Annotated in this window: 19 protein-coding genes; all 19 read left to right on the top strand. The window is 49.0% G+C overall.

From position 1 onward, the window contains the following. Positions 1–95: 95 nt before the first annotated feature. Positions 96–1,355 carry a hypothetical protein gene (locus tag ACXJJX_RS04610; protein WP_456432655.1) on the top strand — a complete coding sequence of 420 codons (1,260 nt, stop codon included), beginning with the start codon at positions 96–98 and terminating at the stop codon, positions 1,353–1,355. 5 nt (positions 1,356–1,360) lie between these two features. Then, positions 1,361–2,929, top strand: a complete 1,569-nt coding sequence (locus tag ACXJJX_RS04605; protein ID WP_456432653.1) for an XrtA system polysaccharide chain length determinant — start codon at positions 1,361–1,363, stop codon at positions 2,927–2,929. 2 nt (positions 2,930–2,931) lie between these two features. Continuing rightward, entirely contained in the window at positions 2,932–3,924 is a 993-nt protein-coding gene (locus tag ACXJJX_RS04600; RefSeq protein WP_456432651.1) for an ExeA family protein, read from the top strand. Between the two features lie 149 nt (positions 3,925–4,073). Next, positions 4,074–4,901 (top strand): CpsD/CapB family tyrosine-protein kinase, encoded by an 828-nt coding sequence (locus tag ACXJJX_RS04595; protein WP_456432649.1) that lies wholly within the window; start codon positions 4,074–4,076, stop codon positions 4,899–4,901. Next, entirely contained in the window at positions 4,894–6,291 is a 1,398-nt protein-coding gene (locus tag ACXJJX_RS04590) for a TIGR03013 family XrtA/PEP-CTERM system glycosyltransferase (RefSeq protein WP_456432647.1), read from the top strand. The genes ACXJJX_RS04595 and ACXJJX_RS04590 overlap by 8 nt, the downstream gene beginning before the upstream one ends. A 12-nt stretch (positions 6,292–6,303) precedes the next feature. Next, positions 6,304–8,139 (top strand): glutamine--fructose-6-phosphate transaminase (isomerizing), encoded by a 1,836-nt coding sequence (gene glmS / locus ACXJJX_RS04585; RefSeq protein ID WP_456432645.1) that lies wholly within the window; start codon positions 6,304–6,306, stop codon positions 8,137–8,139. Positions 8,140–8,153: 14 nt separating this feature from the next. After that, entirely contained in the window at positions 8,154–9,101 is a 948-nt protein-coding gene (locus ACXJJX_RS04580) for a GDP-mannose 4,6-dehydratase (RefSeq protein WP_456432643.1), read from the top strand. A gap of 26 nt (positions 9,102–9,127) precedes the next feature. Further along, positions 9,128–10,438, top strand: coding sequence for a UDP-glucose dehydrogenase family protein (locus tag ACXJJX_RS04575; RefSeq protein WP_456432641.1), 1,311 nt, complete (start codon positions 9,128–9,130; stop codon positions 10,436–10,438). 7 nt (positions 10,439–10,445) lie between these two features. Further along, positions 10,446–11,267, top strand: coding sequence for an exosortase/archaeosortase family protein (locus ACXJJX_RS04570; RefSeq protein WP_456432639.1), 822 nt, complete (start codon positions 10,446–10,448; stop codon positions 11,265–11,267). Next, the gene (locus tag ACXJJX_RS04565; protein WP_456432637.1) at positions 11,267–11,890 is read left to right on the top strand and encodes an exosortase C-terminal domain/associated protein EpsI; all 624 of its coding nucleotides are present in this window, start codon (positions 11,267–11,269) and stop codon (positions 11,888–11,890) included. The genes ACXJJX_RS04570 and ACXJJX_RS04565 overlap by 1 nt, the downstream gene beginning before the upstream one ends. Positions 11,891–11,947: 57 nt before the next feature. Beyond that, complete coding sequence (gene cysC / locus ACXJJX_RS04560; RefSeq protein ID WP_456432635.1) at positions 11,948–12,571, top strand: adenylyl-sulfate kinase; 624 nt, start codon at positions 11,948–11,950, stop codon at positions 12,569–12,571. A gap of 11 nt (positions 12,572–12,582) precedes the next feature. Continuing rightward, complete coding sequence (locus tag ACXJJX_RS04555) at positions 12,583–13,416, top strand: XrtA system polysaccharide deacetylase (RefSeq protein WP_456432633.1); 834 nt, start codon at positions 12,583–12,585, stop codon at positions 13,414–13,416. Between the two features lie 138 nt (positions 13,417–13,554). Then, positions 13,555–14,580: a FemAB family XrtA/PEP-CTERM system-associated protein gene (locus tag ACXJJX_RS04550; RefSeq protein WP_456432631.1), complete on the top strand. Its 1,026-nt coding sequence runs from the start codon at positions 13,555–13,557 to the stop codon at positions 14,578–14,580. Continuing rightward, positions 14,577–15,770 carry a TIGR03087 family PEP-CTERM/XrtA system glycosyltransferase gene (locus ACXJJX_RS04545; protein ID WP_456432629.1) on the top strand — a complete coding sequence of 398 codons (1,194 nt, stop codon included), beginning with the start codon at positions 14,577–14,579 and terminating at the stop codon, positions 15,768–15,770. The genes ACXJJX_RS04550 and ACXJJX_RS04545 overlap by 4 nt, the downstream gene beginning before the upstream one ends. Beyond that, a complete protein-coding gene (locus ACXJJX_RS04540; RefSeq protein ID WP_456432627.1) occupies positions 15,770–16,885 on the top strand; it encodes a glycosyltransferase in 1,116 nt (371 codons plus the stop codon). Before ACXJJX_RS04545 ends, ACXJJX_RS04540 begins: the two co-directional genes overlap by 1 nt. Positions 16,886–16,909: 24 nt before the next feature. Then, a complete protein-coding gene (gene asnB, locus ACXJJX_RS04535) occupies positions 16,910–18,793 on the top strand; it encodes an asparagine synthase (glutamine-hydrolyzing) (protein WP_456432626.1) in 1,884 nt (627 codons plus the stop codon). Positions 18,794–18,828: 35 nt separating this feature from the next. Beyond that, positions 18,829–19,965, top strand: a complete 1,137-nt coding sequence (locus ACXJJX_RS04530; protein ID WP_456432624.1) for a glycosyltransferase family 4 protein — start codon at positions 18,829–18,831, stop codon at positions 19,963–19,965. 75 nt (positions 19,966–20,040) lie between these two features. Beyond that, positions 20,041–21,165: a glycosyltransferase gene (locus tag ACXJJX_RS04525; RefSeq protein ID WP_456432622.1), complete on the top strand. Its 1,125-nt coding sequence runs from the start codon at positions 20,041–20,043 to the stop codon at positions 21,163–21,165. A gap of 106 nt (positions 21,166–21,271) precedes the next feature. After that, positions 21,272–21,990, top strand: a 719-nt coding sequence (locus ACXJJX_RS04520) for a sulfotransferase family protein (protein ID WP_456432620.1), incomplete at its 3' end; no start/stop codon positions are given.

Below are 21,990 nucleotides of genomic sequence, written 5' to 3'. Positions count from 1 at the left end.
ATGATACCATTATCATTCCGTAGAGTGTTTATTTCTGGAAAATTTACCTTTTTGCAAAAAAAAACTTAAAATCTCCTGAAAAAAGGGAGGACACGGTGTTTATCTTTCGGATTATTCCTTTTCTGGTAATCTTTTTTTTATGGAGCGATTTTTGTTTGGGGGGACAAATTCGTCTTATGCCTCGTGTTTTTCTTTCCGAAGAATATAATGATAATATTTATCTTTCTCCTAATCAGGAAAAGTCGGACTGGATTACTATCTTGGGGCCGGGGATTCGTCTAGAACAACTTACCCAATATAGAAGCTTGGGTTTTAATTATGAACTAGGACTTTCGAGATACAAGAGAGAAGATCGAAACGATTCTACCAGACATAATCTTAGTTTTTTTTGGGATGAACAGTTAAGAGAGCGACTCTTCATGAATATTACTGAATCCTTCTACAGGACAGAGCAGCCTTCCGAGTATCGTTATCAGCCAGATATAATGGCGGTCCGCCATACTAGGAAGCCTTCTTATAGAAATACATTTTCTGGAAATTTGGCTTATCAGTTTGCAGAAAAAGGTTTTTTAAGGCTGAGTTACTCTGATGTTCGTTTTGGTTCTAGTGATCCAGATGTTGAAGATAGTAGGCTTTATAGTCCGGGGTTTAGTTTATCTTATGGATGGGGTCCTGTGCATAAGTTGACTTTTTCTTTTTTTTGGAGTCGATACGAATATGATACTCGTCCAGGACAAGAAGGCTGGAATCCTTCAGTTTCTTATACTTATTATCTGAATCCGCACGCTTCTATTCTTGCTCAATATTCTTATTCAAGTATGGATTTTAAATCCTCTTCTCAGGATGATTATGGCACTCAAAGTTTAAATTTTTCTTTTAATCAGGCCTTATCTGATAATTTTAATTACCAGGTTTCTCTCGGTTATTATTTGCGAGATAGAGAGGATAGTGGCCAAGATTCTGGTATAACTTATAGTTTTAATCTTTCCAGACGCGGGGAATATTATCAGCTTGTTTTTTCTGGTTCTGGTGGGTATCGTGAGCAGTATGTAGATGCTGAAAACAAGGGGTTTACACGCTATCAGCGTTATTCGATTTCTTTGTCGGTGGAACTTGGTCCATATACTACTGGTCAAGCTTCTGTTTATTATAATGAGCAAGAGTACAAGGATCTTCGAGATAGAACTGATGATTTTTATGGATTTTCCTGTTCTGTGAGTCGGATTTTGAGGCCTAATATTGTTGTTTCTTTGTCTTATTCTTATCGTATTCGTGATGCTGAAGTTCCTGCTGAGGAATATCGGGAGAACAGTTTGGTCTTTAAGATAACAGGTTCTTATGAGTTCAGAAGGTAGGTGCTATGGATCCTAAGCGTCAAGATCAGTTTGATTTTGGAAAATATCTCTCTATTGCTAGGAGGCGAAAGTGGTTAATTGTTTTTCCTCCCATCCCTATTCTTATTTTAGGGATACTTTATTGTTTTTGTGCTCCTAAAGTTTATAAAACCTCAACCACTATTGTTGTTGTTCGCCAAAAAGTTCCGGAGAGTTATATTCAATCTACAATTACAGGGGATGTCCAAGAAAGAATTCAGGCCATCTGGCAGGAAATAACCAGTAGAACAAACCTAGAAAGAGTAATAGAACAGTTTGATCTCTATCCCGAGATGCGTACCAAATATCCTATGGAGACAGTCGTAGAAACGATGAGAAAACATATTAAGGTAGATATACCTCGCCGAAGTCGGGGGAATATTTTTATCTTGAGTTATGAGGGCAAAGATCCGGTCCTTATTGCCAAAGTTGCCAACGCCTTGGCCAATATGTTCATTGAGGAAAACCTTAAACTTCGGGAGGAGCAGGCCCGGAGTACCTCAGAGTTTTTGGCCCAAGAGCTGGCTCGCATGGAGGCCGAGCTTCTGAAAAGAGAACAGGCCATAGAGGATTTTAAGAAGAAGTATATGGGAGAGTTGCCCGAGCAACGTCAGACCAATATGGCCATGCTTCAGCGGCTGACTGATCAGTTGGAGATAATCCAGGAGAATATTCGGGCGGCTGAAGACCGAAAGATCCTTCTTCAAAAGCAGCTAAATGACGAGATAGAGCTTCAGAAGCGTCGTCAGGGACAACTTCTGGCCTCTCCTAATAAAGGGGAGGCCTCTTCAGAACTCTCTGATCTTGAACTTCTTAAAAAACGGCTGGCCTCTCTTCTGACCCGTTATACCGAACAACACCCTGACGTCATTCGTCTAAAGGCGATGATTAAAAAGCTTGAGCAGGAGCAAGGGGCTGAGGCCTCTTCTGATGGAGAGGATTCGGTGGTTGAAGAAGTGAGTAATCCGGTGATCTTGGGGATCAAACGCCAACTTGAATCCCTGGATATTGAGCTTGAGAAGCTCAGGCTTGAAGCCAAAGAGGTAAAAAAGAAGATTAAGTTTTATCAGAAGAGGCTTGAAAATACGGCAGAAAGGGAACAGCAGCTTGTTGATCTTACAAGAGACTATGAAAACCTACAAAAGACCTATCAGAGTCTGCTGGCCAAAAAGATTGCCGCCGAGCAGGCCGAGGCCCTGGAGCGTCATCAGAAAGGTGAGCAATTTCGGATTATAGATCCGGCGCGGGTTCCTGAAAAACCCTTTAAGCCGGACTTTAAAAAAATTCTGGCCCTGACAGTTATCCTTTCTCTCGGCATAGGTTTTGGTCTGGCCTTGGCGGCCGAGTTTTTGGGCAAGGCCTTCTATGATGTCGAGCAGATAGAAGAAGAACTTAGACTTCCGGTAATTGCCGCAATTCCTTTAGTCCTGAGCAAGGAAGAAAAGAGAAGGCGACTCATTAAGGATTTAGCCCTAACCGGTCTGGCTCTGGTAGGCTACCTGATGGTCGGAGGGCTTCTGTTCTGGCTTATTAAGAATAATCCCGGGCTGATTTAGTCTTGTACCAGGAATTCTACGGCCTGCGAGAAAATCCCTTTGGTATCGTTCCCGATCCTCGTTTTCTTTATCTGGGGGAAGGGCATCGAGAGGCCTTGGCCCATCTAGTCTACGGGGTTAGCCAGCGTAAAGGTTTTATCCTTATTACTGGTGAGGTGGGTTCAGGAAAGACCACCCTCATAAATGCCCTTTTAGAGAAGATCCCTCGGGAGACTATCGTTGCTCTTGTTTCTAATCCCCGTCTCAGCCGGAAGGAGTTTTTTGCCCATCTGGCCCGTTCTTTTAACCTGGCTCGGATCCCAGAGGATAAAAGTGATTTTATTTTTGTCTTTACAGAGTTTCTCAAAGAGGCCTTTCAGTCGGGCAAAAATGTGGTTCTTATCGTTGACGAAGCCCAGGCCCTTCCAGAGGAACTCTTTGAAGAGATAAGGCTCCTTACCAATCTTGAGACAGTGAGCCAAAAACTGGTCAACATCATCCTTGTGGGGCAGCCAGAGCTTTTAAACAGGCTGGAAAAACCAGAGCTCTATCCTCTTAAGCAACGGATTACCTATCATTATCACCTTACGGCTCTCAAAGATCCCCAAGAGACAGAAAACTATATCCGGACAAGGTTGGCTAAGGCCGGGGCTGAAAGGCTGGACATATTCTCTCCAGAGGCCATAAAACTTATCTATCAGGTCAGCCAAGGGATTCCCCGGCTGATTAATATCCTTTGTGACCACGCCCTTCTCACCGGCTATGTTCGTGAAAAGAAAACTATTGATTCGGCTATAATTGAGGAATGTTCCCGAGAGATCAAGGTCTCTCTACCTACAGATGCCCCTTCGGAAGTCGACCACCCCAAGGCAAAAAAGAGGATTTTCCGTCCTTTTGTTTTTGTATTGGCCCTTGGTATCCTAGCCGCTGGGCTAATTTATTGGTTTAATCCTTCTTTTTGGGGCTCGATTATTTCCTTTTGGAAAGAGATCTTCTCTAAGGTCGATTTCTCATAGCTAAAGGGGAAAATCCTGCTAAAATTTCCCTTTAGTCTGTTAGAGTCATCTCTCGGGTCGGGTTGGGCCGCGGGGCTTAAAAGGTCGGTCTGATTTTTCCGATGGAGACTCAGGGACCTTTGGTCCTAAGAGCGAATCAGGAGCACTAGATGGGAAAGATTGCTGATGCCCTTGAAAAATCCGGAAAAGAGAGGTTCAACCTTGGCAACAAGGAGATGGTTCCAGAAGGCTCCCCTTCTGGAAGCTCATCGCCAGGACCCCAGGGCCCTGATCTTTCGGCTACCGGAGAGATTGACCCTCGTTTGATTGTCCTCACCCAACCTCAATCTTTGGCGGCGGAACACTTCAAGCTCCTTCGGGCCAGGTTGATCAATCCCCGTCAAGGTCCAGTGCCCAGGGTAGTGATGGTCTCAAGTGCCATGGATGATGAGGGCAAGACCTTTGTCGCCGTCAACTTGGCGACCTCGGTGGCCCAGAGCCTGGAATATCACGCCCTTCTTATTGACTGCGATCTCAGGCAACCCTCGGCCCATCTCTATTTTGGTCTTTCTAACGAAGCAGGCCTTTCGGATTATTTGGTCCAAAAGGCCCCTCTGCCCGGCCTTCTTAAAAGGCCTCCTGTTGAGAAATTAAGCCTTCTTACGGCAGGACCTCCTCCCAACAAGCCCTCTGATCTGCTCTCATCGGCCCGGATGGCTGATCTAATCGAAGAGGTCCGCTCTCGATACCCTGACAGGCTGGTCATCTTAGACACCACTCCGGTTCAGTTGACCTCTGAGCCCGTCAATCTGGCTAGATTCGTCGATACAGTGATCTTTGTTGTCCGTTACGGAAAATCTACCCGGGAGTTGGTAGAGGATTCTATTGAAAGACTGGGCCGGGGGAAGATCCTAGGAGTGGTCTTCAACGCCTTTGAGATACCCCCCCGAAAGTATTCTTATTTCCGAAGTAAGAAGTACTACGGCTATCATGGTTAAGCTTTTTGAACGTTATTATCCGGTAAGAAGGCTTCTTTTCTTCTTCGGGGAAACTATCTTTATCCTTCTTATTATCTCTTGGGTCTTTCTCTGGAAGGTCGATGGCGACGTCTCAAGGCTTAATGATCCTTCTGTCTGGTTAAGGATCCTTTTTCTGCTTTTGGTCTGTCAGCTGAGTCTTTATTATTTTGACCTTTATCGTTTTAAGCCCGGTGATAATCTGTTTGAGACTTCGGTGAGAATCTGTCAGGCTCTGGGTGTGGCCTCGATTGTCGTTGGCCTTTCCTATATTGCCTTTCCTCAGTTGATCCTTGTTAAGGGGACCTTTCTGGCCTCTTTGGTCTTTTTTATCATTGCTGCTGTCTCTTGGCGTCTGGTCTATCTCTGGGCAATTAAGAACGATTTCCTCAACGAGAAAGTGGTCCTTTTAGGCTCTGGACAACTGGCCGCTGAAATCATGAAGGAAATAAGGAACAATCCTGACTGTGGCTATAAAGTGGTTGCGGTGGTGGCCAATCCCAACCTGGAATCTGTGACCAATAATCGGGATTTTCTTGGACTCCCCATCTATTCACTGGAAGACGATCTTCTGGAGTGTGTTGTCCGGAGTGGGGCTGAAGAGATTGTGGTCGCCCTTGATGAAAGGCGTGGTCGGATGCCTGTCGAGGCCCTTTTGCGATGTCGGATGGCCGGGATTCCAGTGATTGAGGGGGAGACCTTTTACGAATTGCTGACCGGTAAGATCCTAGTAGAGAAGATCAATCCCAGCTGGCTTATTTTCGGTGAGGGTTTTAGACAGTCCCTCTTCCGAAGGGTGGTCAAAAGAACGGTAAGCATAGTCTGTAGTTTTATTGGCCTTATCTTGACCCTTCCCCTGATCGTCATTGTTGCCTTGGCTATAAAGCTTGATTCTCCTGGGCCGGTTCTTTTTGTGCAAGATCGGGTAGGGAAGGACGGCCGGGTCTTTAGGCTTTATAAGTTTCGTTCTATGAGACAGGATGCCGAAAAAGACGGGGCTAAGTGGGCCGCTAAGGATGATCCCCGGGTAACCAGGGTCGGACGAATAATCCGCAAGCTCCGTATAGACGAGATTCCCCAGATGTGGAATGTCCTCAAAGGGGATATGGCCTTTGTCGGGCCCCGTCCAGAAAGGCCTGTCTTTGTGGAGCGCCTTCGAAAGAAGATTCCCTTCTACGACCAACGCCATACTGTCCATCCGGGTATTACTGGTTGGGCCCAGATATGCTATCCCTACGGGGCCTCGGATGAGGACGCCCTGGAAAAGCTTAAGTACGACCTCTACTATATCAAACACATGTCTTTGGCCCTTGATCTCTACATCATCTTTAAAACCATTAAGATCGTCCTCTTCGGGGAAGGGGCAAGGTAGGAGGGTTTCTAGATGTGCGGCATCGTTGGTTATATTGGCCGTCGTCGGGTCATCCCGGTCCTTCTGGAGGGCTTAAAACGCCTTGAATACCGGGGATATGATTCTGCGGGCATTGCTTGTCTGGACAATGGACACTTGGTGCTTGCTCGGGCCGAGGGGAAGCTGGTTAATCTGGATGAGAAGACGGCGGATATTCGTGGTCTTGCTTCGGGTATTGGACTGGGGCATACCCGTTGGGCTACTCATGGTGAGCCTTCGGAGGAAAATGCCCATCCCCATCGTGGTTGTCGAGAAGAGTTGGTGGTGGTCCACAATGGAATTATTGAAAACTATCATTCCCTGAAGGAAAGCCTTCTGGCCAAAGGGCATCACTTTCGTTCGGACACGGACACCGAAGTCCTGGCCCATCTCATCGAGGAGTACCTTGAGGGAGATCTTTTTGAGGCTGTCCAGAGGGCCCTAGAAGAGGTTGTTGGCTCCTATGCTCTGGGCGTTCTTTGGGCCGGAGAACCAGAGACTTTAGTTTGTGCCCGAAACCAAAGCCCATTGGTAATTGGGCTGGGAGAAGATGAGGTCTTCTTGGCTTCTGATATTCCGGCCCTTCTTCCCTGGACCAGAAGGGTTATCTTCCTGGAAGACGGTGAGGTGGCTCGGCTCCGGCGGGGAGAGATCCAGGTCCGGGAGCAGTCCTCTGGTCGTCAGGTGGACAAAGAGGTCCATGAGATTACCTGGGACGCCAGTATGGCAGAGAAGGCCGGCTACCGGCATTTCATGCTCAAGGAGATCTACGAACAGCCTCAGGCCATCCTTAATACCTTTCGGGGCCGTCTTAATCCGGAGACCGGAGATGTCTACTTGCCGGAGTTGGCTCTTGATCCCGATCAACTGAAGGCAATGACCAAAATCTTTATCGTTGCCTGTGGTACTTCTTATCATGCTGGGTTGGTGGCCAAATACCTTCTTGAGCGCTGGGTAAGGATTCCGGTAGAAGTTGATCTGGCCTCAGAGTTTCGCTATCGCTATCTTTTGATCGACCAAAACACCCTGGTTATTCCCATCTCCCAGTCAGGGGAGACAGCCGATACCCTGGCCAGCCTGAGGATGGCTAGGGATCTTGGGGCCAAGGTGGTCTCCATCTGTAATGTTCTGGGCAGCACCATTACCCGGGAGTCCCATGGAACGATCTACACTCATGCCGGTCCCGAGATAGGAGTGGCTTCGACCAAGGCCTTTACCAGCCAACTGACGGCCCTTTTTCTGCTAACTTTTTATCTTGCCCAAAATAGAGGCCTCTCTCCTGAGGCCTCTAAGGAGGTGTTAAAGGCCCTGGTGGCCGGCCCTGGTATCCTAGAGGAATGGCTTCCCAGGTGGCATGAGACCTGTAAGGAGATTGCCCAACGCTACTACAAGTCTCGCAATTTCCTTTATCTGGGCCGCAATATCCATTTTCCCATTGCCCTGGAAGGGGCCCTGAAACTCAAGGAAATCTCCTACATCCATGCCGAGGGATATGCCGCCGGCGAGATGAAGCATGGACCTATTGCCTTAATAGACGAACAGATGCCGGTGGTGGCAGTGGCTCCGAAAGATCATGTCTATGATAAAATGGTCAGCAACATCGAAGAGGTCCGCTCCCGGAGAGGTCAGGTAATCAGTCTGGTGACCGAGGGTGATGAGGCCTTGGGCCGGATCTCCCAGGCCGTGATCACTGTTCCTCCTGTAGCCCAAGAGGTCTCTCCGATTGTGGCCACCGTGCCTTTGCAACTCCTGGCCTATGAGATTGCCGTGGCCCTGGGGTGTGACGTGGATCAGCCGCGAAATCTGGCCAAAAGTGTTACTGTGGAGTGAAAGAGGAGGGATAAATGATTCTTGTTACCGGTGGAGCAGGTTTTATTGGCTCTCATCTGATCGATCGTCTTCTGGACGAAGGAGCCGAGGTGGTCTGTATAGATAATTTCAACGACTACTATGACCCTAGGATAAAATGGCGCAACATTGCTGGGGCCCGGAAAAATCCCAGGTTCCATCTGGAAGAGGGAGATATCTGTGATTTAGATTTCCTAAGGTCTGTTTTTGAGCGCTATCGCCCCCAGGAGATTGTCCACTTGGCTGCCCGGGCCGGAGTCCGTCCCTCGATTGTCGAACCTCGGCTTTATGAAGAAGTAAACGGTCTGGGAACGGTTAATCTTCTGGAGCTGGCCCGTGAATACGGGGTTAATAGATTCATATACGGAGGCTCTTCTTCGGTCTATGGGGCGGCCAGCAAGGTTCCCTTCTCCGAGGATGATCCTTGCGATCGTCCCATTTCACCCTATGCGGCCACTAAAAGGGCTAATGAACTCATGTGTTATACTTACCATCATCTCTACGGGATCAAGGTAACGGTGTTGCGCTTCTTCACCGTCTATGGTCCCAGGCAACGCCCTGAGATGGCCATCCATAAATTTACCCGCCTGATAGATGAAGGCCGGGAAATCCCTGTCTTTGGTGATGGAAGCTCAAAGAGGGACTATACCTATATTGATGACATTATTCAGGGAGTCATGGCTGCCAGGCAAAAGGCCTATCCTTTTGAGATCTTCAATCTGGGGGAGTCGCGGACAACGGATCTGATTACCCTTATTCGGCTCATTGAAGAGAACTTGGGTAAAAAGGCCAAGATTCGCTGGCTTCCTGACCAGCCTGGAGATGTTCCCTTGACCTACGCCGATATATCTAAAGCTCGGAGGATGTTGGGCTACGATCCTCAGGTTCCCATTGAAGAGGGGATCAGAAGGTTCGTCAGTTGGTATCAGGAAAATAAGATCTAATCTGCCGAGGAGGTTATCAAGGAATTATGCATGTGACTGTTGTGGGTACTGGATATGTTGGTCTGGTAACGGGGGCCGGTCTGGCCGATTTTGGGCTCCAGGTAGTCTGTGTGGATAAAGACAAAGCGAAGATAGATCAGCTACTCTCAGGCCAGATTCCTTTCTACGAGCCCGGTCTCAAGGAGCTGGTTGATAAAAACGTCAAGGCCAAAAGGCTTTCTTTTTCTACCGACTTGGCCGAGGCTGTTCGTCATTCTTTGGTGATCTTTCTAGCCGTTGGCACTCCCCCCGCCCCTGATGGGGGGGCTGATCTTTCCCAGATCAAAGAGGTGGTCCTTAAGCTTGCCGACATAGTCGATGAATACAAAGTGGTGGTCACCAAGAGCACGGTTCCAGTAGGGACAAATCGTTGGATAAAGCGTCTTTTTGATGAGCACAAGAAAAACTCTGTGGATATAGATGTTGTCTCCAATCCAGAGTTTCTTCGTGAAGGCTCAGCAGTTAAGGATTTCATGTGGCCCAATAGAGTGGTTATTGGGGGAGAGAGTGCTTACGCTATTGCTATTGTCAAAGACATCTATCGCCCCCTTTATCTTATTGAGACCCCTTTTGTGGTTACCAATCTAGAGACCGCTGAACTTATCAAGTATGCCTCTAATGCCTTTTTGGCCACCAAGATCTCCTTCATCAACGAGATTGCCAACCTCTGCGAGATCGTCGGAGCCGATGTCCATCATGTGGCCAAGGCCATGGGGCTTGATGGCCGGATTGGGCCCAAGTTTCTACACCCTGGTCCTGGTTTCGGGGGATCCTGCTTTCCCAAAGATATCCAGGCTCTGGCCAAATTGGCTCGAGATAAGGGCTACAATCTCAAGATTGTCGAGGCAGTCATCAAGGTCAACGAGGAGCAACGTCGTCGGGCCGTAGCCAAGATTCTGGAGATGTGTCAGGGAGAGGTCACCGGAAAGACTATCGGTATTCTTGGTCTTTCCTTCAAACCCAACACCAGCGACATCCGAGAGGCCCCAGCCTTGACCATCGTGGCCGAACTCTTAGCCCGTGGGGCAGAACTTAAGGCCTATGATCCAGCAGCCATGGAAGAGTTCAAAAAGGTCTTTGGAGAAGACAAACTAACTTATTGCCAAGATCCCTATGAGGTCGCCCAAGGGGCCCATTGCTTGGTGTTGGTTACCGAGTGGAACGAATTCCGATACCTAGATCTAGAGCGTCTTAAAGGGATTCTCAAAGAACCGCGTTTGGTAGATCTAAGAAATGTTTATAATCCGAACCGCATGAGACAGCTTGGGTTTCAATATGTCGGTGTGGGGAGAAAATAATTTCTTGATGAGGGATCTTCGAAAGGAGACTGTTTTTCTGTTGCTCCCCTTTTTCTTTTTAGGGGTGCTTTACTATCCGGTCATCTCCCATCTGGTGGTTGACTGGTGGACAGATCCTAACTATTCTCACGGCTTCCTCATGCCCCTGGTGGCGGGCTATTTTATCTGGCAGAAGCGCGATGAGATTCGTCTGGAGAAGGATTGTCCTTCCTGGCTTGGGCTTGGGTTGGTCCTCGGGGGGGCGATCCTCCTTATTCTGGGGCGGGTCATTGGCGAACTCTATGTCCAGAGAGTCTCTTTTCTGATGAGCCTTTATGGTTCAGTGTTTTTCCTTTTGGGAAGGCAGGTAGCCCGGATCCTGCTCTTTCCCTTTCTACTTCTGCTTCTGGCTATTCCTATTCCTTATGTAATCTACAATTCTCTGACCTTTCCCTTGAAACTTTTGGCCTCCAAGATGGCTGCCTGGTCTCTAGGGGCCATTGGTATCCCTACCTTGAGGGAGGGAAATATCATCTATTTGCCCAACATGGTTCTAGAGGTAGCCGACGCCTGTAGCGGGATCCGGTCTATTATTTCTCTCTTGGCCATGACGGTTATCCTGGCCTATTTTGTTTCGGGCTGGGGGCTACGTTTGGTTCTAGTGGCCTCGGCCATCCCTATTGCCATTTTTACCAATGCCCTGAGGATCGTAGGCACTGGAATCCTCTCTTATCACTTTGGCCAAAAGGCGGCTCAGGGTTTTTTCCATTATTTTTCTGGCTGGCTGGTCTTTTTGCTGTCTTTGGCTATTCTGGGAGGGATCTTGTTCCTAGCAAGAGGTAGAAGATAATGGTAAAGAAGTCTCTGAGCCTAATCCTGGTATTTTTAGCCACCTATCTTCTTCTGGAGCATACCTCCAGCTCCCTCTCCGTCCCCCCTAAACGTCCCTTGGCAGAGTTCCCCTCTCGGATAGATGGTTTTGTCCAGATAGATGAAAATCGACTGGAGGCAAACGTCATTAACATTCTGGGGCTTGATCAGCACCTGCTTCGCACCTATCAGGGAGGGGATGGATATCTTCTGACTCTTTATATAGGTTATTTCGAGGATCAGGAAGAGGGGCAGATGATCCACTCCCCCAAACACTGTCTGCCTGGTAGCGGCTGGTTCCCCCTAAACAGTGAGGAGATAGCTCTCTCATTTCGGGGAAAGGAGGTCAGGATCAATCGCCTTCTTCTAGATAAGGCCGGCCAGAAAATGCTTGTCTATTACTGGTATCAAGGTCGAGGGCGGATAGTGGCCAATGAGTATCGCGACAGGCTCTATCTCCTCTGGGATAAACTTTTGAAACGGAGATCCGATGAGTCTCTAGTAAGGATTTCTCTTCCTTATCGAGATCAGGGGGCAGAGAAGGCGGCTCTGGAGTTTATCCAGGCCCTCTTGCCTGTGCTGGATAAGTTTTTGCCTTCTTAACATTTGATGATAGGGCTGGTGGAGGTTTGTGAGGTTCTGGCTTGAGGGAGGTCTATTATGGAGGCTTTTACCATTTGGTTTACTGGGCTTTCTGGTTCAGGTAAAACGACACTTTCAAGAAAGGTATATCTTGAGATCCGCCGCCGGGGTCTTAAGGCAGAGCTGCTCGATGGCGACATCATCCGGACGAACTTCAGTCAGGAGCTTGGCTTCACCAAAAAAGAGCGGGATATCAATGTCCGGCGGATAGGTTTTCTCTCTTGGCTCCTTAACAAACACGGGATCATCAGCGTGGTGGCGGCCATTGCTCCTTATGAAGATACCCGCCGGCAGAATCGTCTTCTCATTCCCCATTATATTGAGGTTTTCTGTAATTGTCCCCTGGAGGTGGTCGAAGCCCGGGATGTAAAAGGGCTTTACGCTCGGGCCCGAGCTGGTAAGATCCCCAACTTTACCGGCATCTCCGACCCTTACGAGATCCCCAAAAATCCGGAAGTAGTCGTCTATACTGATAAGGAGACCGTAGAAGAGAGCTTGGGGAAGATTCTTTCCTATCTTGAGGACCGGGAGCTCATACCCTTTGAGCCACTTGAGACCAAAGACTACGCTGAGATAGAAGAGGAAGAACGACGCCTCCGGCGTCATCTGGCCCAGATTGGCTACGCTCGTAAAGAGTGGTAGCTAAGAGGCCCATGGGGCAAACAATCCTTCTTACCATTGATGTTGAAGATTGGTTTCAGGTAGAGAACTTCAAACCTTACATTCCTTATGAAAAGTGGCCAGATTGTGAGATAAGGGTCCTCGATAATGTCCGGGAGATACTAAAGATTTTAAAAGCATACAGGGCCAGGGGGACCTTTTTTGTCCTCGGTTGGTTGGCCGAAAGGCTACCGCAACTTGTCTCTGAGATCAGAGATGATGGCCACGAAGTAGCCTCCCACGGCTACGACCACCGTCTGACCACTGACCTCTCCGAGGCCGAACTTAGGGCTGACCTTAAAAGGTCAAAGGAGATCCTGGAATCCTTAGGGGTTTCGGTCAAGGGATACCGGGCCCCCAGTTTTACGGTGAACAAAAGGCTTCTGGAGATCCTTAAGGATCTTGGCTATTTATACGATTCAAGTTTCAATCCTTTCCGGCTCCACGGCCGCTACGGTCATCTGGAAGGGGCTTCTTTAGTCCCTTTTGAGGCCTTGGCCGGCTTTTACGAGATTCCGGTAAGTAGTCTCTCTCTGGCCGGAGGAATTCTACCCTGGGGAGGAGGGGCCTATTTTCGTCTTATCCCTGGGCCCCTGTTCCTCTGGGGAGTAAAGAGAATTCTGCGACAGTCTGGTCTCTATGTCTTTTATCTTCATCCCTGGGAACTTGATCCAAGACAGCCCCGAGTCCAGGCCTCCTGGGGACGCCGTTTTCGACATTATTACAATCTCTCGGCTACCAGAAAGAAGCTAGAGGCCATCCTTAGAGCCTTCCCCCAAGGAACCTTTAAGACCTGTACGGAGTACCTTGAAGAGCGTTTCATCTAGATTCTTTGCGAGTCCACTACAGAAATGGCAGAAATGGCCATTCTTGTGTAAGACCATTCTTGTGTAAGATAAGATTTTAGGGCAGCATCCGATTAGTTATTAAAGCAGGTTCGGGTTTTCTAGTTAAGGGAGATAGGGATGGATATCAGGCTGGCAGACAAGAGAGACGGGCCCCGTTGGGATATCTTTGTTGAAGGTTTTGAGGGCGGCCCTTATCTTCTTTGGGCCTGGGGGGAGGCTATTGAGGCTGCTTACGGCCACAGAGCCTATTATCTTCTGGCCGAAGAAGGGGACAAGGTTCTGGGGGTCTTGCCCCTGATTCACTTTCGCCTTCCTTTGGGCTCCGGGGCCCTGATCTCCCTGCCTTTTTGTGATTATGGAGGCCCCTTGGGGAGATCCAAAGAGGTCTGGATGGCCCTTCTCAAGGCGGCCGAAGATCTTCGGAGCCGCCTTAGGGTGTCTTCGGTGATTATCCGGGCCAGGAAGCCACTTTTTGATCCCCAGGAACTTCCGGCCAATACGGCCAAGGTTCGCCTGGTTTTGGGGCTACCTCAGAGCTCTGAGGCCCTCTTTAGAGCCCTTAAATCAAAGGTTCGCAGTCAGGTCAGGCGGCCGGTAAAAGAGGGCTGTGAACCACAGCTTGGGGGGCTTGAGCTCCTTGATGATTTCTATCGGATCTATTGTCAGAACATGCATTACCTTGGCTCCCCGCCCCATGCCAAGCCCTTCTTTGAGATCTTGCTCTCTCTTCTGGGAGATCGGATCCGGGTAGGGGTAGTTTATCTTCGGGAAAAGCCCTTGGCTGCAGGGATTATCCTTCTTTCCGGCCGGACAGTAACTATTCCCTGGGCCTCTTCCCTTAGGGCCTATAGCCGGATTAGTCCCAACATGCTTCTTTATTGGAATTTTCTGGCTTTTGCCACCGACAACGGCTTTTTGTTTTTTGATTTTGGCCGTTCAAGCCCGGGAAGCGGCACATATCGTTTTAAGACCCAGTGGGGGGCCAGTCCCGAGCCTCTTTTCTGGTACGAGTTGCCCAGGCCCAAGAGACTGTCTGAGGGCTCATCTTGCCTGAGACCCATGGCTGAAAGGCTTTGGCGTCAGATGCCAGAAGGGATAGCCAACTTTCTGGGGCCCAGACTCCGAAAGTACATCTCTCTATGAAGAAAGCTATCTACATTGCCCATCGGATCCCATTCCCTCCTAATAAGGGAGAAAAAATCCGGGCCTATCATTTTCTCAAGTGTATTGCCCGCCATTATTCTACTTATCTTTTTTTCCACATAGATGAGGAACGGGATCTCGAGGCCCTTAAAGCCATAGACCTTCCGGTGGAGGATGTTTTTTATCATTATCTGCCTCGATCGCGCCGTAAAAGTCGCTGTCTAAAGGCCCTCATTGATGGCACAAGCCTCTCTGTGGCCTATTTTTATGATCCCCCTCTGGGGGCTACCTTCTCAAAGATTTTGGGAAGCAATATTAGCTTGATCTTCTGTTCTTGTGCCCCAACAGCAGAATATGTATTTCGTTCGGGCCTTGCCCCCAAGAAAAGACCGCGATTGTTTATGGACTTTATGGATGTTGATTCTGATAAGTGGGCCCGTTTCTCCGAAAAGTGCTCCCCGCCTATGAGTTGGATCTATTCCCTTGAGGCCAAAAGGCTTAGGGCCTATGAGGAGAGAATTGCCTGGTCTTTTGATCAGCTTTTTCTGGTTACCGAAGAAGAGGTTGCCCTCTTTAGAAGTTATATAGGCCATGGATCGGTGGCGGTCATAGAGAACGGTGTTGATCTTGATCGTTTTCACCCTTCATATAAAAGCCCTCTGTCCAAAGACGGCCCGGTAGTGGTCTTTACAGGGGCCATGGACTATTGGCCTAATGCTGAGGCCGTGATCTGGTTCGCCCGGCAGATCTTTCCGAAAATAAAGGAGGCCTTTCCTAGGGCCTCCTTCTACATTGTGGGCAAAGATCCCAGCCGGGAAATTAAGGCCTTGGTTGAGATCCCCGGGGTGGTGGTTACCGGCTGGGTTTCTGATTCTCGAGACTACATTGCCCTGGCAGATGTCTGTGTGGCTCCCTTGAAGCTGGCCCGGGGTATCCAGAACAAGGTCCTTGAAGCCATGGCTATGGCTAAGCCGGTGGTCGCTACCCGGGAGGCCTATGAGGGCATCCGGGCCGAGCCCGGGAGACATCTCCTGGTGGCCGACTCAAGTGAGGAGTTTGCCCGGTTGGTGATCAGGTTGCTCTCCGAAGAGAACTGGGCCCGGGGCGTGGGGCAAGCGGCCCGGGAGCAGGTGGAAAAGGAGTACTCGTGGCAGAGGAGTTTTCAGATTCTGGAGGAGTTTCTGCCCTGATGGATAAGGCCGTGGTCTGTCATCTGGTTTTAAGTCTTGAGCCTGGCGGGACGGAACACCTCGTCTATAAAATGTGTCGAGACCTCAGGCGAGACCATCACGTCCTGGTCTGTTGTCTGGATTCCCTGGGATATTGGGGAAAAAGGCTGCGGGAAGAAGGCGTTGCCGTCTATGTCCTCTTTCGGAGTCCGGGGATAGATCTTTCGATTCCCTTTGCCTTGAGCCGTATTCTCCGGGCCCACCAAGTAGATATTCTTCACACCCACCAGTACACCCCTTTCTTTTATGGGGCCTTGACCCGGATTCTGATTCCGGGGCTCAAGGTCTTATTTTTGGAACACGGCCGCCACTGGCCGGAGAAAGAAAGCTCCTTAAAGAATCTTTTTAACCGACTTATTCTACAACCTCTGGCAAGCAGGATAGTGGCCGTCTCCAGGGAGACCAAAGAACGCCTGATAAAGTATGAAGGACTTTCCGGACGAAGGATAGAAGTCATCTATAACGGAATAGAAGACATTCCCTCCCTTGAGCCTGAAGAGAGGTTTAAGCTTCGCCAAAGCCTTGGTTTTGGCCTTGAGGATCAGGTGGTGATTACTGTTGGCCGGTTTGACCCTATCAAGAATCTTCCCTTGCTTCTTGAGGCATTGGCCCTGGCCCGCAGTAACGGAGCCCGGCTTAAGGGTCTTTTGGTGGGAGATGGCCCAATGATGGCCGATATCAAAGCCCTGAGGAGGCGTTTGGGGCTTGAGGAGGCCCTAGTCCTTACGGGCTATCGGACAGATGCCCGGAGGCTCCTTCAGGCCGGAGACATCTTTGTCCTTTCAAGTTTCAGCGAGGGCACCTCTTTGGCCCTTCTTGAAGCTATGGCTGCCGGTCTTCCTTGTGTGGTTACCGAGGTGGGAGGCAACCCCGAGATAGTTATAGACGGTAGAACCGGCTTTGTAGTCCCCTCGGGAAGCGTGGTCAGGATGGCTGCAGCCCTTTCTCTTTTGGCCGAAAGGAAAGATATCGCCCAGAAGATGGGGCGGGCAGCCAGGAGACGTTTTGAAGAAGGCTTTACCTTTGAGGCCATGATGGATAAATATCGCCGTCTTTATCGGGCTTTGGTTTCCTAAGACGTTTAAGGACTTTTTAAAAAAATGTGCGGGATAGCAGGATTTCTTGATTTAGAAGGCCATCAAAACGAAGAACTCCAGAGGCTCATCGTTGAAATGACCCGTATCCTTACCCATCGGGGGCCGGATGAGGAGGGGGTTTATTTTGATGCCCACATTGCCCTGGGGCATCGCCGGCTGGCCATAATTGATCTTTCTAGTGGTCGGCAACCTATGGGGGACAAAGACCTAGGGGTTCAGATAGTCTTCAACGGTGAGATCTACAATTTTAGAGAGCTTCGAAGGATCCTGGAATCAATGGGCCATCGGTTCCAGACCAACAGCGACACTGAGGTCATCCTCAGGGCCTATCTTGAGTGGGGGCCGGAGTGTGTAAGACATCTCCTGGGGATGTTTGCCTTCGCCATCTGGGATGCTTCCAGGAGGAGGCTCTTCCTGGCCCGGGATCGTTTAGGCAAAAAGCCTCTTTATTACTGGACCCAAGGCTCAAGGTTCGCCTTTGCCTCAGAGATTAAGGCCCTTCTTAAGATCCCCGATCTCTCGCCCCAAGTTGATCTCCAGGCCCTGGACTGTTACTTCAGCTTTGGCTACATCCCTTCACCAAAGACCATCTTTCAGTCCATCCGGAAGATCCCTCCGGCCCATTATCTCTTGGTTTCCGAAAAGGGCCTAGAGCTTACTCGCTACTGGGAAGTGGATTTTAGATCTCGGGAGATAGGCCTTGAGGAGGCCCTGGAGGAGTTTTGGCCCCTGGCTGAAGAGGCTGTTCGGGTCCGTCTTTTAAGTGAGGTACCCTTGGGGGCCTTTCTCTCCGGGGGAATAGATTCTCCACTAGTGGTGGCCCTCATGGCTCGGGAACTTTCCGATCCGGTGTTGACCAATTCCATAGGCTTTAATGATCCCCGTCTTGATGAGCTTCCGGTGGCCAGAGAAATAGCCAGATATTTGGGAACCGAACACCATGAGTTTACTGTCAGCCCTCAAGTAAAGGAGATTCTCCCTCGGATTGCCTGGCATTTTGACGAACCCTTGGCAGATTCAAGCGCCCTTCCTACCTACTACGTCTGTCTGATGGCTAGGCAGAATGTCACCGTAGCCCTTTCTGGAGACGGCGGAGATGAGAGTTTTGGGGGATATACCTTCCGCTACATTCCCCATTTGTGGGAATCTCGCCTGAGGAAGAAGATTCCTCTACCCCTGCGGACTCTTATCTTTTCCGTGTTAGGGGAGCTTTATCCCCGTTCGGCCAGACTTCCCCGTCCCTTGCGTCTTAAGACTTTGTTTGAGAATTTAGCCGTCTCCGATGCTCGGGCCTTTTACCAGGATCTGATCTGGCTCCCCGAAGGGGTTCGCCGACGAATTTATAGCCCTTCTTTTTTGAGGGAGCTGGCTGGATTTAGCCCCTTTGAGATTGTTGAGCCCCTTTACCGGAAAGCAAAAGACCTTGATCCCGTAAGTCGTTGTCAGTATGTGGACCTTCATTTCTATCTTCCTGAAGATGTCTTAGTTAAAGTCGATCGCATGAGCATGGCGGTCTCCCTTGAGGTTCGCTCCCCACTGCTTGACCATCGAATAATAGAATTTGCGACCTCTTTGCCCCTTTGCTTAAAGGTTCAGGGCAACACTGGCAAGGTTATTCTCAGGCGAGCGACCGAAAAGCTCCTGCCACCTACGGTTGTTCAGCGACCAAAGCAGGGCTTTTCCATTCCTGAGGCTGAATGGTTGCGGGGAGAGCTCAGGCCCCTGGTTGAAGAGGCCCTGGGAGACCCCAATTCCCTTATCAGACAATATCTGTTGCCCCATGAGCTTAAGCATCTCTGGCAGCGTCACCTCTCGGGCCAGGAGAATCACAGTGTTTTCTTCTGGGGGATATTAATGCTCTCCCTGTGGGAGAGACATTATCTTTAGGGGCTCTGGGGAAATTTATTGTATAGGAGCTTGTCTTGAGGAGGATTCGGGTCTTACAACTTGGTAGCCCCACAGGCCTTTATGGGGCCGAAAGATGGATCCTGGCCCTTATAAAACATCTTGATCCCCAAAAGGTTGAAACCATTGTCGGGGTCATCAAAGATGACCCCAGGCTAGAGGCCCCTTTGTGTCGAGAAGCAGCCAGATTGGGTTTCAAGACCGTCATTATTGAGGCCCCCGGCCGTTTCAATCTCCGGGCCATCTCCGGTCTAAGAAGGATTCTCCTTGCCGAAAGGATAGACATCCTTCACACCCACGGCTATAAACCCGATCTTGTGGGCCTCTGGGCCACTTGGAGGATTCCTTGCAGGATTGTGGCTACCCCTCATGGCTGGAGTAAGGAGCCGGACCTTAAACTTAAAATCTATGAGACCTTAAACAGGCTTTCCTTTCTTAAGGTGGACAGGGTGGTTCCCCTTTCTGAGGAAATCTACCAGGAACTGGACCGGATCCCCGGGGTGGCCTCGCGTCTTGAACTTATCAGGAATGCTGTGGATATATCAGAAATTGATGAGATCCAGGAGCCGGCTCCCGAGGTGAGGGAGATCAACGAGGCCGGTCTTCTGACCCTTGGCTATATCGGACAACTTATCCATCGAAAGGGGATTGATATCCTCTTAAGAGCCGCCTCCCTCCTTAAGGGGAATTTGAAGATTGATTTCCGACTTTTTATCGTCGGGGAAGGACCCCTTCGGGGAGAACTTGAACATATGGCAGGAGAGTTGGGGCTGGCGGAAAAGGTAGTCTTTACCGGCTATCGTCCTGACAGGCTCAACCTCTTAAAGGGGTTTGATATCTTTATCCTGCCTTCACGCCTTGAGGGGATTCCCCGCTGTCTGATGGAGGCCATGGCCATGGGTAAGGCGGTTATTGCCTCTGATATCAAAGGCTCCCGGGCTCTTATTCCTAACGAGGGGCTCCAGGGTCTGGTCTTCCCTCCAGAAGATGCTCGGGCCCTTGCGGAGAAGATTATCTATCTGGTCAGAAACAAAGAAGAACGCCGACAGATAGGGGTCAGAGCCCGAGAGTTTATTAGAATCTATTACTCTGCAGAGAGGATGGCCCGAGAATATGAAGACCTTTATCAGAGATTGCTTGCTAGGCCTAGATGAGGACTACCTGGTTTTAAAATGGCTAAATAGCCATGGTCTTCAGGAAAAGGGTGCCTTATGCAAAAGGAGTCATTTTTGGTCTTTTCTGATGATTGGGGAGAACACCCTTCGAGTTGTCAGCACATCTTTAAATATATCGTCAGGGAGTATCCGGTAATATGGGTGAATACTGTAGGAATGCGTCTGCCCCGTCTTAACCGGACGGATGCCCTCAAGGCCGTAAAGAAACTCAAGAAGATGTTCTGGACCACCTCTGCCTCTACCGCGCCGAGATATAGCTTGCCGGATAAACTCACTGTCCTCCAGCCTATTATGGTTCCTTACAATAAAGGGCCGTTTCGTTCCTTTAATAAACGGTCGGTGGTGAAGGCGGTAAAGGCCGAACTTGATCGTCGGGGGCTTCAAAACCCCATTTTGGTAACCACCGTCCCTAACGCCTGTGATTATCTGGGGGCCTTTGGGGAGAAAAAGATCGTTTATTACTGTGTGGATGACTTTGCTAACTGGCCTGGACACGAGACGGCCTTCATCCTGGAGATGGAGCAAAGGCTGATCGAAAAGGCCGATCTCTTTATAGCTACCTCTAAGGAGCTTTTTAACCGGCTCGCTGGTCTCGGAAAACCCATTTATCTTCTACCCCATGGGGTTGATCTTGAGGCCTTCCTTAAGGCCCCAGATGAGGAACATGAAGCCCTTGTCCAAATTCCCCGGCCAAGGCTTGGCTACGTCGGTCTGATCGATGCCCGGCTTGATTGGGATTTGCTAAGCTACCTCTTGGAGAGATTGCCGGAGGTGAGCTTTGTTTTTGTTGGTCGGTGCGAGCAAGATCTCTCACGCTTTAGACGGTATTCCAACTTTTATCATCTTTCTCCGGTTCCTTATAAAGAAGTTCCTCAGGTTCTTAAATCCATGGATATCCTCCTTCTTCCCTATCTGGTAAACAGCTTTACCGAAACGATTAATCCCTTGAAGCTCAAAGAGTACCTAGCCTCTGGGCGTAAGGTAATAGGATCTCCTTTGAGAGAGATCAAACAATATGCCTCTTTCCTGAAGGTGGCCTACGGGCCAGAAGAGTGGCTATCCGGACTTCGGCTCCTTCTTGCAGGAAAGGAAGAGCCAGTGGATTGTTCAAGTCTTCTCTTGAAGGAGGCCTGGGCCTATAAAGCCCAGGAGTTTCTGGAGATTTGCCTCAAAGTATAATATCATTTTCATAAGTTTTTTTGTTTATCTTCCCTTGGGGTCAAAGGAGAGGCAGGGATTTTCTAAGGAGAAAAGACCAACCCTACGGGGTAGGGAGGGATTAAGGGTGTTGCCTAATTTTTTGGGAATAGGTGCCCAACGATCAGCCACTACCTGGCTTTTTGAGTGTCTTCGGGAACATCCGGAGATATTTCTTCCTTCACAGAAGGAGATTCACTTTTTTGATGAGAATTTTGAAAAAGGGCTTCAATGGTATGAATCTTTCTTTAAAGAAGTTAGTAAAGAGAAAGCTATTGGTGAGATTACCCCCAACTATTATCATAATCCAGACGTTTTAGAGAGAATTAAAACCGTCTTGCCTCGAGTCAAAATGCTTTTAGCCTTACGACATCCCTTAGATAGGGCCTACTCTGCCTATAGACTTTTACACGAACATTATAAAAATATTCCCTTTGAATCTGCTCTTAGCCCAGATTCTTATTTGTTAGATTTGAGTCTTTATGCTAGACATATCTCTTATCTTTATAAGATATTCTCTCCTTCTCAAATTCATATCTTTTTTTATGAAGATATATTACGTGATCCAATCTCGGTTTTAAAAGGCATTTATCGTTTTTTAAATGTAGATGAATCTTTCATCCCTCAAGCTATTTCTTCTAGATATAATCAGGTCATTTTCCCAAGGGCGCAGAAGTTAATGGAGACCATGGGCCTTGGTTTTTTACTCAGCCTTATTAAGGCTAGCCCTTTTGGTCCTTTAATAAAAAGCGTACATGCTCGTTTAAGCTCTTCTCCTAAATCTAGACCTTATCGTAACCTAGATCC

This window comes from Thermosulfuriphilus sp. (assembly GCF_054026695.1).
The sequence above is the reverse complement of the archived record's forward strand: the minus strand, read 5'-3'. Positions and strand labels throughout refer to the sequence as shown.

What these genes read in the sequence shown, in the direction of transcription:
- ACXJJX_RS04570 (WP_456432639.1), top strand. Translation starts at nt 10,446, where the DNA reads ATGAGGGATCTTCGAAAGGAGACTGTTTTTCTGTTGCTCCCCTTTTTC.
- ACXJJX_RS04595 (WP_456432649.1), top strand. Translation starts at nt 4,074, where the DNA reads ATGGGAAAGATTGCTGATGCCCTTGAAAAATCCGGAAAAGAGAGGTTC.
- glmS (WP_456432645.1), top strand. Translation starts at nt 6,304, where the DNA reads ATGTGCGGCATCGTTGGTTATATTGGCCGTCGTCGGGTCATCCCGGTC.
- ACXJJX_RS04575 (WP_456432641.1), top strand. Translation starts at nt 9,128, where the DNA reads ATGCATGTGACTGTTGTGGGTACTGGATATGTTGGTCTGGTAACGGGG.
- ACXJJX_RS04550 (WP_456432631.1), top strand. Translation starts at nt 13,555, where the DNA reads ATGGATATCAGGCTGGCAGACAAGAGAGACGGGCCCCGTTGGGATATC.
- ACXJJX_RS04540 (WP_456432627.1), top strand. Translation starts at nt 15,770, where the DNA reads ATGGATAAGGCCGTGGTCTGTCATCTGGTTTTAAGTCTTGAGCCTGGC.
- ACXJJX_RS04555 (WP_456432633.1), top strand. Translation starts at nt 12,583, where the DNA reads ATGGGGCAAACAATCCTTCTTACCATTGATGTTGAAGATTGGTTTCAG.
- asnB (WP_456432626.1), top strand. Translation starts at nt 16,910, where the DNA reads ATGTGCGGGATAGCAGGATTTCTTGATTTAGAAGGCCATCAAAACGAA.
- cysC (WP_456432635.1), top strand. Translation starts at nt 11,948, where the DNA reads ATGGAGGCTTTTACCATTTGGTTTACTGGGCTTTCTGGTTCAGGTAAA.
- ACXJJX_RS04565 (WP_456432637.1), top strand. Translation starts at nt 11,267, where the DNA reads ATGGTAAAGAAGTCTCTGAGCCTAATCCTGGTATTTTTAGCCACCTAT.
- ACXJJX_RS04580 (WP_456432643.1), top strand. Translation starts at nt 8,154, where the DNA reads ATGATTCTTGTTACCGGTGGAGCAGGTTTTATTGGCTCTCATCTGATC.
- ACXJJX_RS04605 (WP_456432653.1), top strand. Translation starts at nt 1,361, where the DNA reads ATGGATCCTAAGCGTCAAGATCAGTTTGATTTTGGAAAATATCTCTCT.
- ACXJJX_RS04590 (WP_456432647.1), top strand. Translation starts at nt 4,894, where the DNA reads ATGGTTAAGCTTTTTGAACGTTATTATCCGGTAAGAAGGCTTCTTTTC.
- ACXJJX_RS04545 (WP_456432629.1), top strand. Translation starts at nt 14,577, where the DNA reads ATGAAGAAAGCTATCTACATTGCCCATCGGATCCCATTCCCTCCTAAT.